This is a genomic window from Aliiglaciecola sp. 2_MG-2023, from assembly GCF_030548145.1.
GTDB classification, from domain to species: domain Bacteria; phylum Pseudomonadota; class Gammaproteobacteria; order Enterobacterales; family Alteromonadaceae; genus Aliiglaciecola; species Aliiglaciecola lipolytica_A.
On sequence record NZ_JAUORY010000044.1, the window covers coordinates 1 to 10,718 of the forward strand.

The window sequence follows — 10,718 nt, forward strand, 5'->3', positions numbered from 1 at the left end:
AAAATATAGTGGCACCAGCGTTCCAAAAAAATCTAAAAAACTTTCTCAATGTTGACCATTCCTTAGGTTGCTAACGCTTAACATATGGGGATTTTAGGAGCGCTTTTGGCCGAAGGCCAGCGAGTAAAATTCCCACCATGATGTTTTTGTTATGTGCAATCAACCTGATGACTCTACCAAAATAGTATATGACGATATAAATCCTAAGAAATTAGTATTTGCTGAAATGGAAACAATAGCCCAACCATCTTTTTCCATTTCAGTTATCTGGGCGTTCAATAAATCTAGATCAGGGCTTTCATGCCACCATTTCTTAGTCTTAGAAAACAGAACCACTTTTCTCATTCGATTTATCCTTTTATGCGAATTCTACTTGGCACATAACGCTTCAAATAAGCGGCGCAAGCTTGCTGGCTATACTTGGCGAAGAATGAGCCCCAGCCAGCGAGTTTGCGTCCGGCGACGAAGGAGCGTACTTGATTTGCTTTGTTAGACGGCGCAATAAACATGCTGTAAACATCCTTTGTCTGTTGAATAACACTATTACCTAATATAACCACCAGATAATAACCCCTGTAATTTCCTTGTTTAAAGATAGCCTGAAACAACTAAACAGTTCAAACAACCTTAACTGATTAACTATCTATTGTGTTTAAAACCACCTAGAAGAAAAAAGAAATGATGTTGGCATTTCACGCGATTTCAAAACATCTATGCGCCTTCTAACAATATTATTAGTACGGAAACATCCTTTATCTGTACGCGGAATATTTCCTTTATTTAGTTATTGTCTTTTTTAACATAATTGATAAGTGCCTGTACAGGTTAAAAATATGTCCTGTGGCGTAGGTTAATGGTATGGGAAGTACAGTTTATTTCCTAATTCTTGCTGTTATACGGAAGTGTTGGCTATTCTGGTATTTTATACAGTGTTTTTACAAGGAATGTAAAACGGATGAAATCGCCTTTTCTGTCGATGGTAAAAGATGAAATGTATAAGCGTCATTATGCTAAGCGCACCATTGAGACGTATTTAACTTGGATCAGCAGTTTTATTATTTTTCATAAAAAGCGACATCCTGCACAGTTACACAATCTAGAAGTTGAGTTGTTTTTATCTCATCTTGTATTGGAATTGGATGTCGCCGTGTCTACGCAAAAAATTGCGTTAAATGCGCTTTCATTTTTGTATGCCGAGATTATAGATAACCCGTTATCCTTAAAACTAAATTACGCACGTAGTACCCGACAACAAAAACTGCCGGTTGTATTAACTCAGTCAGAAGTACGTGGTTTATTAAATTGTATAAGCGCTAATTACAAACTACCTGCATCGCTTTTATACGGTAGTGGTTTACGGTTGATGGAATGTATTCGATTGCGGGTTAAAGATATCGATTTTGATTTTAAATCGATACGCATATGGCATGGTAAAGGCGGCAAGCACCGTGTTGTCACTTTGGCCGATAGTCTGCTATCGGATTTACACAAACAGGTGGTGCTAGTTGACCGTTATTTGCTTGCCGATAGCGTCAATCCGGCTTTTTCTGGAGTTTGGTTGCCCAATAGATTGCGCATAAAATATAAATCAGCCAGTAGGGAGTTAGGATGGCAATATCTATTTCCCTCTAGTCGTCTATCTACCGATCCGGAAACTAAAAAGTTACGGCGTCATCATATAGATGAGTCTGGTTTGCAAAAGGCCATTAGAGTTGCAACTAAGCTTGCTGACATTCAAAAAAACGTTACCCCTCATACTCTTCGACATTCATTTGCGACGCATTTGCTGCAATCTGGGGCCGATATTCGCACGGTTCAAGATCAACTGGGCCATGCTGATCTTCGCACCACGCAAATATATACACATATTTTGCAACGAGGTGGAAACTCTGTCATTAGCCCGTTATCTAATCTATTTTGAAAGGTATTTTTCTAACTGTTTTGTCTCTACAAACTTAAAGATATCTCGCCAGCTTAGAATACCCACCGGTTGAAAATTTACATTTATAACGGGGATACAAGAAACTCGATGTGAATTAAACATTTGAATGGCTTTGAAAAGTCCGCTGGTGGGGGGTAGGGTGACTAAGTCTCGACTCATTATTTGGTGCACCCGCTTGTTTAAACTAGCTACATCTTTTAGCGATTCAACAGCTGTATCAATATTCGGGCTAATTGCTTTTAAGTAATCTCTATCGGAGAGAATGCCCACTAGCTTAGTATTCTCAACAACAAGCAAATGATGAAAGCGGTGATTTTCAAATAATCTTTTTACCTCAGATAAGGTGCTGTCCATTTGTACACAAACTATATCTGTGGTCATGATAGTTTTGATTTTCATATCAAAGAACAACGTCCTTACGCTGATTTATATGGATTAACTATAAACCAGAGTTCACTTTTGAAACCAGTACTAATCTGCTTTTATGGTCAATTTATAATTATTACAAAAGCTTAGTTATAAAAAAACCCAGCACTTGGCTGGGTTTTGTCTAATGTTACAACAGGTACTTTTTATTTAGTTTTTCTTCTACCAAACAGAAGTAGTCCTGCGCTTAACAACAGCAATGCACTTGGTTCAGGTACCTCTGTAGCCACTTCCCATTTTACCGCAAAGAAATCTGTATCAGCTAAGCTTCCAGTTGGCCCAGTGGACAGTGATGCGTCACCGTCAAACGTGGTACCAGAAAAACCATCAGGGAAAAAGGCTATTGCTGTCACGCCGTTGTCTGCTAGGTTCCCAGAACCATTAATTATGACAGGAGTAGGACCGGTTGAATCAAAAATGGTGCTAGCTGTTAATGCCACGTCTGCCAATGAAAATAACTCGCCAAACACATCTAAGCTCAGATCAGTGACAATGGAATTGGAAAGAATTTGACCACTAGTTCCACTAAACAAACTGTCATCGAATTCTACAAAACCAGACACCCCAGCTACACCAGTTGCGTTAAATTTGATTAAAGCTGCATTTGCAAGGTTAGTGACCGTGAACAAGAAAATAGCCAGAGAAAATAGTTTTAGTTTTTTCATAAATATTCCAAAGTTGTTTAGCGTAATAGCACGCTGATCAAACGTCACTGTACAAATAATAAGCATATATTACACCATGATTAAAATAGCTATATTTCAGTTATTTAGAAAAGACCAGAAATGTAACTGTAAAAATAGTTGACGGATTGAAGGTGTTTTTGGGGAAATTTCAGATAGTGTAATGATGTTAAAGGTTACAGGATCATCATTGTAAGTTCGATTCGCTGCCTACTAACATGTACAAGCAATAAAAAAACCCAGCACTTGGCTGGGTTTTTACGAATAACTAAATTCTGGTTATTTACGCAATTTCTGAATTAAACGAATTTGCGCTATAGCTTCTGCTAATTGAGCAGCTGCTTCAGCGTAATCGAAGTCAGCTCCAGCGTTTGCGATATGTTCTTCAGCTGAACGTTTTGCTTCTAAAGCAGATTGTTCATCTAAGTCTTCTGCGCGAACAGCTGTATCAGCCAAAACAGTAACAGTGCCAGGTTGAACTTCTAACAATCCACCAGCAATGTAGATGACTTCTTCTTCACCAAACTGTTTAACCAAACGAACCATGCCAGGATTTAACGCGGTAATTAAAGGCGCGTGACCAGGATGTATTCCTAGCTCACCTTCACTACCGGTAATCTGAATAGTTTCTACCAGACCAGAAAAAATCTTGTCTTCGGCGCTTACCACATCCAGATGTACTGTCATTGCCATGGGACCTCCTAATTAGGTTTAAGAAAAAACTAAGGAAAAAGACGCAATAATTGCGTCTTATTTGCCTTTGGCTTTTTCAGCGGCTTCGTCAATTGAGCCAACCATATAGAAAGCTTGCTCTGGTAAGTGATCATACTCACCTGCAAGAATCCCTTTAAAGCCACTGATAGTATCTTTTAGCGATACATATTTACCAGGAGAACCGGTAAATACTTCAGCAACGAAGAATGGCTGTGACAAGAAACGCTGGATCTTACGAGCACGAGATACAGATAGTTTGTCTTCTTCAGACAATTCATCCATACCTAGAATCGCAATGATATCTTTTAGTTCTTTATAACGCTGAAGAACCGACTGAACGCCACGTGCTGTGTCGTAGTGCTCTTGACCAATAACTTGAGGGTCAAGCTGACGAGACGTAGAATCTAGTGGATCAACCGCTGGGTAAATACCCAAAGATGCGATGTCACGAGACAATACAACTGTTGCATCTAAGTGAGCAAAGGTTGTTGCTGGGCTAGGGTCAGTCAAATCATCCGCAGGTACGTATACCGCTTGGATTGAAGTGATTGAACCAGTCTTAGTTGATGCGATACGCTCTTGTAGTACACCCATTTCTTCAGCCAATGTAGGCTGATAACCTACTGCTGACGGCATACGACCTAGAAGTGCAGATACTTCTGTACCAGCTAGGGTATAACGATAGATGTTATCTACGAAGAACAATACATCACGGCCTTCGTCACGGAATTTCTCAGCCATTGTCAAACCAGTTAACGCAACGCGCAAACGGTTTCCAGGAGGCTCATTCATTTGACCGTAAACCAATGATACTTTGTCTAGTACGTTAGATTCGTTCATTTCGTGATAGAAATCGTTACCTTCACGAGTACGCTCACCAACACCGGCGAATACTGAGTATCCACTGTGCTCGATTGCGATGTTACGAATCAATTCCATCATGTTTACTGTTTTACCAACACCAGCACCACCAAACAAACCAACTTTACCACCTTTCGCGAATGGGCAAACCAAGTCGATTACTTTGATACCAGTTTCTAGTAGTTCAACAGAACTAGATTGTTCTTCGTAGCTAGGCGCTGCACGGTGAATAGACATACGCTCTTCTTCACCAATTGGGCCCGCTTCGTCGATAGGGTTACCTAGTACGTCCATGATACGGCCCAATGTTTTGGTACCAACTGGAACTGTAATAGGTGCACCTGTGTTTTCTACAGCTAACCCACGGCTCAAGCCGTCAGTGGTTCCTAGTGCGATACTACGTACTACTCCGCCACCAAGTTGCTGTTGCACTTCTAAGGTTAATCCCTTCAAGTTACCTTCGGTAACAATCAGTGCGTCATAGATAGTTGGAACGGCATCTTGTGGAAATTCAATATCCACAACCGCACCAATGATTTGGACGACCTTACCTTGACTCATGTTTAGTCCTCATTAATTTTTAAACCTTTGCCTACACCGCTGCCGCGCCGCTAACTATTTCACTAATTTCTTGAGTGATAGCTGCTTGACGTGCTTTGTTGTATACCAATTGCAAATCATCGATTAGATCGCCGGCATTATCAGTAGCGGCTTTCATCGCTACCATTCGCGCGGCTTGCTCTGACGCAGAGTTCTCTACTACGCCTTGGTACACCTGAGATTCGATATAACGGACCATTAATTTTTCCAAAATTGGTTTTGGATCTGGTTCGTATATGTAGTCCCAACGATGCTTTAATTCTTCTTCATCAGACTTAGGCAAAGGTAACAATTGATCGATTCTGGGTTCTTGTGTCATGGTATTTACAAAGTCGTTATAGACCAAAAACAGACGGTCTATTTCTCCTTCGTTGTACGCAGTTAACATAACGCGCACTAAACCAATGATATCTTGAACACTTGGCGAATCACCTATGCCAGATTCAGCAGCAAGTACCTTGCCTCCGAATCGGCCGAAAAAACCACATGCTTTTGCGCCCAATGCAGCGAAGCTTACTTCAACGTCTTGGTCTTGCCATTTTTTGACGTCGATGCTTACTTTTTTGAACTCATTTGAGTTCAAACCACCACACAAACCACGGTCAGTTGAAATCACAATATAACCAACACGTTTCACCTCGCGCTCATCCAAATAAGGATGGCGATATTCAAGGTTACCGTGGGCCACGTGACCAATCACTTTTCGCATGCTTTCGGCATATGGACGGCTGGATTCCATACGGTCTTGCGCCTTTTTCATTTTAGACGCGGCAACCATTTCCATAGCACTGGTGATCTTTTGAGTATTTTTGATACTCCCGATCTTACCTTTTATCTCTTTACCGCTGGCCATGACTTATCTCCGATTTCTCAACGTTAGGGTAGCGGTTAAGCTACCCAATTGATTACCAAGTTTGTGTCGCTTTGAATTTTTCCAAAGCTTCAGTCAACTGGGCTTCAATGTCACCGTTGTAATTGCCGGTGTCGTTAAGTGTTTTCATAAGCTCAGCATATTCAGCGTTCATGAATGAATGTAGTGATGCTTCAAAATCCAACACTTTATTCAATTCAATGCCTTTCAAAAAGCCTTTTTCTACTGCAAACAAAGACACACCCATGTCACCCACTGCAAGTGGTGCATATTGGTTCTGCTTCATTAATTCAGTAACGCGCTCACCGTGCTCAAGTTGTTCACGAGTTGCTTCATCAAGGTCAGATGCGAATTGCGAGAAAGCAGCCAATTCACGGTACTGAGCCAAAGCTAGACGAATACCGCCACCTAGTTTCTTGATGATTTTAGTTTGCGCTGCACCACCTACACGAGATACCGAAATACCGGCGTTAACAGCTGGGCGAATACCCGCGTTAAACAAATCAGATTCTAAGAAAATCTGACCATCAGTAATTGATATTACGTTAGTTGGTACGAATGCTGATACGTCACCTGCCTGAGTTTCAATGATTGGCAATGCAGTCAATGAACCAGTTTGGCCTTTTACTTCACCATTAGTGAATTTTTCTACATAAACTTCGTTTACACGAGCAGCACGCTCAAGAAGACGAGAGTGAAGATAGAAAACATCACCAGGATAAGCTTCACGACCTGGAGGACGACGAAGTAGCAATGAAATTTGACGATAGGCTACAGCTTGCTTAGACAAATCATCGTATACGATTAGTGCGTCTTCACCGCGGTCACGGAAAAACTCACCCATTGTACAACCAGAGTATGGTGCTAAGTATTGAAGTGCTGCAGACTCAGACGCAGAAGCGGCAACTACAATGGTATGATCCATTGCGCCGTGCTCTTCAAGTTTACGTACTACGTTAGCAATAGTTGAAGCCTTTTGGCCAACCGCTACGTATACACAACTTACGCCTGTACCTTTTTGGTTGATGATGGCGTCGATTGCCAAAGCAGTTTTACCTGTTTGACGGTCACCGATAACCAATTCACGTTGTCCACGACCTACTGGGATCATGGCATCAACCGACTTATAACCTGTTTGGATTGGTTGGTCTACTGATTGACGTTCGATTACGCCAGGTGCAATTTTCTCTACAGGTTCGAAACCTTCAGCATCAATTGCGCCTTTACCATCAATAGGCTCACCCAAAGTGTTAACTACGCGACCTAATAGGGCACGGCCAACAGGAACTTCCAAAATACGACCAGTAGATTGGACTTTCATACCTTCACGTAGATCCGCATAAGGACCCATTACTACCGCACCTACAGAATCTCGTTCAAGGTTCAATGCGATAGCATAACGATTACCAGGAAGCTCAATCATTTCACCTTGCATTACATCGGCAAGGCCATGGACACGAATGATACCGTCAGTAACACCAACAATAGTACCTTCGTTACGAGCTTCACTTTTTACATCAAACTGTTCAATTCGTTTTTTGATCAGTTCTGCAATTTCAGTGGAATTCAGTTGCATGCTCTATTTCCCCGCTATGATTGTAAAACGTCTGATAGACGGTGTAGTTTTGATCTAACCGAACCATCAATTACTGTGTCACCGGCTTTTATAATGACTCCGGCAACAATGGCAGCATCGACGTTACAATTCAGCTTAACTTTTCGTGCAAGACGTGTCTCAAGAGACGCGCTGATTTCAGATAGTTGTTTTTCACTTAATTCAACAGCAGAGGTAACCTCTACATCAATTTCTTTATCGAATTCAGCTTTGTATTGATTAAACAACAATGCAATATCAGGTAGCGCTTTTAAGCGTCCATTCTCAGCCAAAACACCAATTAGGTTCTGACCAGCTTCGTCGAGTTGTTCACCGCATACACTGTTAAACAATTCAGCCAATTTTTCAGCAGCCATAGCACTCGTTAAGATGTCTTCCATCTGCTCGTTATCTGCTACTTCGCCTGCAAACATCAGCATATCTTGCCAGTGTGTTACAGCTTGCTTCTCAACCGCATAGTCGAAAGCTGCTTTAGCATAAGGGCGAGCAACAGTTGTCAATTCAGACATAGCTCATGTGCCCCTTATAGCTCTGCGACAAGTTTTTCAACTATGTCACTTTGTGCAGCGGCGTCGATTTCTCTCGCCAAGATTTTCTCAGCGCCAGCAACAGCTAATACTGCAACTTGCTTACGAAGATCTTCTTTCACACGGTTACGCTCTGCTTCAATTTCGGTATGTCCCTGAGCGATAATTTTTTCACGCTCGGAATGGCCTTTCTGCGTTTCTTCATCAACAATCTGATTTGCACGCTTTTTGGCTTGTTCGATAATTTCAGCTGCTTGTGATTTCGCTTCTTTTAATTGCTCAGTCGCTTTTTGTTGCGCCAGTTCAAGGTCTTTTTCACCTCGTTCTGAAGCCGCTAAGCCATCAGCAATTTTTTGTTGGCGGTCTTCAATAGCGCCCATAATAGGGGGCCATACATACTTCATGCAGAACCACACGAAGAATATAAATGCTATTAATTCGCCAAATAGAGTGAAATTGATATTCAAGTCCGCTCCTCCTAAGTTCGTTGATTACAATTGTTGTGCTTAAACAGCAAACTTCGCGCTTTCAACAAACAACAAGAATAGTGCGATAGCCACACCAATCATCGCGATAGCATCGATAAGACCCGCTACGATGAACATTTTTACTTGTAGAGTAGGTGCTAGCTCTGGTTGACGAGCAGCAGACTCAAGAAATTTACCACCCAAGATACCAAAGCCAATAGCAGGCCCTAGTGCGCACAGACCAATCAAAATACCAACAGCGATATATAGATTACCCAAGATTTCCATAGATTTTCACCTTTGTGTTTTAAGTTAAAGTTTAAAAAAAAATTATAATGTTAGAAATTAGTGTTCTTCACTTGCCAGACTCAAATACACGATGGTTAACATCATGAATATGAACGCTTGCAACGGAATGACCAACAAGTGGAAAGCAGCCCATATGAAGTGCAACGGCAATTGCCATAGCCCCATAGTGCCCGCAATCAGAATAAATATCAGCTCACCTGCGTAGAGGTTACCGAACAAACGCAATGATAAAGACAAGGGTTTGGCCAGTAACGATACTAATTCAAGTATAAAGTTGAACCAGTACAACCACGGCGTGTTAAACGGATGAGCATACAGCTCCTTCATAAAGCCGCCGAATCCTTTGATTTTGATGGAATAAAATATCATCAAAACAAACACGCCTATCGATAATGCGAAGGTCATGTTTACGTCTGTGGTAGGCACCACTTTCATATATGTATGTGATTGGCCAGCAGCGATAACGTCCATAGACTCGCCAGCAATTAGAGCTGCCAATGTAGGTAAGAAGTCTACCGGGATCAAATCCATCAAGTTCATTAGCAGTACCCACACAAAGATCGTGAGTGCTAATGGCGCTATAAGAGGACTTTTACCGTGATAGGTACTTTTGACTGTATCAGCAACAAATTCAACAATAATTTCAACCAGTGCCTGCCACTTACCAGGAACACCAACTGTTGCTTTTTTTGCTGCTGCACGAAAACTTAAAATAAACACTAATCCAAGAACCACAGACCATGCGAGCGTGTCGACATGAAGAGTCATAAACCCTTCTCCGACAGTTGCATTGGTCAAATGGTGCTGAATATAACCGCTAATGGTTTGTTCGCCACCCGATCCTGCCATTTTTCCATCCAAATTGTATAAAGTTAAAGATACTGGTATTTCATCTCGTTATTTACCTTTAAGAGGTAGCTTTAACGCGATGTAAAAAACTAATTATTGGCCATTGGGCCATCATCGTTATCAGATAAGTGACTAATAACGGTAAAAACTCTACCTCTGACCATTTGAATGCTAGGGAGAATAAAATTATGGTCAAAAAGAATTTAACTTTACTGCCTTTGCTAAAACTCCGTACTACCAATTTATTTTGAGTGGCACCGGCATATCTAAACGCATAGTAAGCAAAAACAAAAGCTGGAATTAAACAGGTAATACCACCGTACAAAGCTGAAATTCCGCTGTTTTGGCCCTTAAAAATCGCAAAAAAAATAGAACATACAATGGCGATAATACTTTGAAAAAACAGTACTTTTCTAGCCAACTGTCGACCTTCGGTAGTTAAGCTAGTAGCCAATTTATCCCTCTGCGCGTTTAAACCTCAACAAAAAGCGCCAAAAGTATACTGTTTTATCGCAAATATTCAACCATTAAGCGCGTTTTGTTGTGTAATTTGTATTAATACATACTTAAGAACAAAATTAGCCGCTGGGAAGTAGATTTTACCCAGCTTTTTCGCATTTCATATAACACTTTGGTAGGAAAACTAAGGCACTTTATATACTGCCAGGGTTGCATTTTATGTTCGTGTTTTTTTAATTACCGTGGAAAAATACCAAAAGGGCAAATACACGTTTTTGCAACACTATAGATGGGTGCTTTAGCCCCGTAAAAATCACTATATTCAAATGGGATAAATCCCATCCTACAATCTTTCGCTATTCAATCTGTAGGCGGGTGCTTTAGCCCCGCAAAAA

General features: G+C 41.1%; 14 protein-coding genes. 1 reads left to right on the forward strand and 13 read right to left on the reverse strand.

Annotation, left to right across the window (positions count from 1 at the left end; translation table 11 throughout):
- Positions 1–159 precede the first annotated feature (159 nt).
- The gene (locus Q4567_RS21750; RefSeq protein WP_303502412.1) at positions 160–345 is read right to left on the reverse strand and encodes a hypothetical protein; all 186 of its coding nucleotides are present in this window, start codon (positions 343–345) and stop codon (positions 160–162) included.
- Between the two features lie 5 nt (positions 346–350).
- On the reverse strand, positions 351–560 hold the full coding sequence (locus tag Q4567_RS21755; RefSeq protein ID WP_303502414.1) for a hypothetical protein: 210 nt from the start codon (positions 558–560) through the stop codon (positions 351–353).
- Positions 561–955: 395 nt separating this feature from the next.
- Between Q4567_RS21755 and Q4567_RS21760 the strand changes: the two genes are divergently transcribed.
- Entirely contained in the window at positions 956–1,921 is a 966-nt protein-coding gene (locus Q4567_RS21760; protein ID WP_303502416.1) for an integron integrase, read from the forward strand.
- Here the strand turns inward: Q4567_RS21760 and Q4567_RS21765 are convergent.
- The 11 genes from Q4567_RS21765 to Q4567_RS21815 form a co-directional block, all read right to left on the reverse strand.
- Positions 1,913–2,341 (reverse strand): CBS domain-containing protein, encoded by a 429-nt coding sequence (locus Q4567_RS21765; protein WP_216047050.1) that lies wholly within the window; start codon positions 2,339–2,341, stop codon positions 1,913–1,915. The genes Q4567_RS21760 and Q4567_RS21765 overlap by 9 nt on opposite strands.
- A gap of 173 nt (positions 2,342–2,514) precedes the next feature.
- Entirely contained in the window at positions 2,515–3,033 is a 519-nt protein-coding gene (locus Q4567_RS21770; RefSeq protein WP_216047051.1) for a PEP-CTERM sorting domain-containing protein, read from the reverse strand.
- 297 nt (positions 3,034–3,330) lie between these two features.
- A complete protein-coding gene (locus tag Q4567_RS21775; protein WP_216047052.1) occupies positions 3,331–3,744 on the reverse strand; it encodes a F0F1 ATP synthase subunit epsilon in 414 nt (137 codons plus the stop codon).
- A gap of 57 nt (positions 3,745–3,801) precedes the next feature.
- Entirely contained in the window at positions 3,802–5,187 is a 1,386-nt protein-coding gene (gene atpD, locus Q4567_RS21780; RefSeq protein WP_216047053.1) for a F0F1 ATP synthase subunit beta, read from the reverse strand.
- A 31-nt stretch (positions 5,188–5,218) separates the two neighbouring features.
- On the reverse strand, positions 5,219–6,079 hold the full coding sequence (gene atpG, locus Q4567_RS21785) for a F0F1 ATP synthase subunit gamma (protein ID WP_216047054.1): 861 nt from the start codon (positions 6,077–6,079) through the stop codon (positions 5,219–5,221).
- 52 nt (positions 6,080–6,131) lie between these two features.
- On the reverse strand, positions 6,132–7,673 hold the full coding sequence (gene atpA, locus Q4567_RS21790; protein ID WP_216047055.1) for a F0F1 ATP synthase subunit alpha: 1,542 nt from the start codon (positions 7,671–7,673) through the stop codon (positions 6,132–6,134).
- A gap of 14 nt (positions 7,674–7,687) precedes the next feature.
- Entirely contained in the window at positions 7,688–8,221 is a 534-nt protein-coding gene (gene atpH / locus Q4567_RS21795) for a F0F1 ATP synthase subunit delta (RefSeq protein WP_216047056.1), read from the reverse strand.
- A gap of 14 nt (positions 8,222–8,235) precedes the next feature.
- Complete coding sequence (gene atpF / locus Q4567_RS21800; RefSeq protein ID WP_216047057.1) at positions 8,236–8,706, reverse strand: F0F1 ATP synthase subunit B; 471 nt, start codon at positions 8,704–8,706, stop codon at positions 8,236–8,238.
- Positions 8,707–8,745: 39 nt separating this feature from the next.
- Complete coding sequence (gene atpE, locus Q4567_RS21805; RefSeq protein ID WP_008842484.1) at positions 8,746–8,994, reverse strand: F0F1 ATP synthase subunit C; 249 nt, start codon at positions 8,992–8,994, stop codon at positions 8,746–8,748.
- 57 nt (positions 8,995–9,051) lie between these two features.
- The gene (gene atpB, locus Q4567_RS21810) at positions 9,052–9,864 is read right to left on the reverse strand and encodes a F0F1 ATP synthase subunit A (RefSeq protein WP_216047058.1); all 813 of its coding nucleotides are present in this window, start codon (positions 9,862–9,864) and stop codon (positions 9,052–9,054) included.
- A 58-nt stretch (positions 9,865–9,922) separates the two neighbouring features.
- Positions 9,923–10,318, reverse strand: coding sequence for an ATP synthase subunit I (locus tag Q4567_RS21815; protein ID WP_216047059.1), 396 nt, complete (start codon positions 10,316–10,318; stop codon positions 9,923–9,925).
- Between the last annotated feature and the right edge of the window lie 400 nt (positions 10,319–10,718).

Coding starts and splice junctions, on each gene's coding strand:
- Q4567_RS21750 (WP_303502412.1), bottom strand. CDS start 345: ATGAGAAAAGTGGTTCTGTTTTCTAAGACTAAGAAATGGTGGCATGAA.
- Q4567_RS21760 (WP_303502416.1), top strand. CDS start 956: ATGAAATCGCCTTTTCTGTCGATGGTAAAAGATGAAATGTATAAGCGT.
- Q4567_RS21765 (WP_216047050.1), bottom strand. CDS start 2,341: ATGAAAATCAAAACTATCATGACCACAGATATAGTTTGTGTACAAATG.
- Q4567_RS21770 (WP_216047051.1), bottom strand. CDS start 3,033: ATGAAAAAACTAAAACTATTTTCTCTGGCTATTTTCTTGTTCACGGTC.
- Q4567_RS21775 (WP_216047052.1), bottom strand. CDS start 3,744: ATGGCAATGACAGTACATCTGGATGTGGTAAGCGCCGAAGACAAGATT.
- atpD (WP_216047053.1), bottom strand. CDS start 5,187: ATGAGTCAAGGTAAGGTCGTCCAAATCATTGGTGCGGTTGTGGATATT.
- atpG (WP_216047054.1), bottom strand. CDS start 6,079: ATGGCCAGCGGTAAAGAGATAAAAGGTAAGATCGGGAGTATCAAAAAT.
- atpA (WP_216047055.1), bottom strand. CDS start 7,673: ATGCAACTGAATTCCACTGAAATTGCAGAACTGATCAAAAAACGAATT.
- atpH (WP_216047056.1), bottom strand. CDS start 8,221: ATGTCTGAATTGACAACTGTTGCTCGCCCTTATGCTAAAGCAGCTTTC.
- atpE (WP_008842484.1), bottom strand. CDS start 8,994: ATGGAAATCTTGGGTAATCTATATATCGCTGTTGGTATTTTGATTGGT.
- atpB (WP_216047058.1), bottom strand. CDS start 9,864: ATGGCAGGATCGGGTGGCGAACAAACCATTAGCGGTTATATTCAGCAC.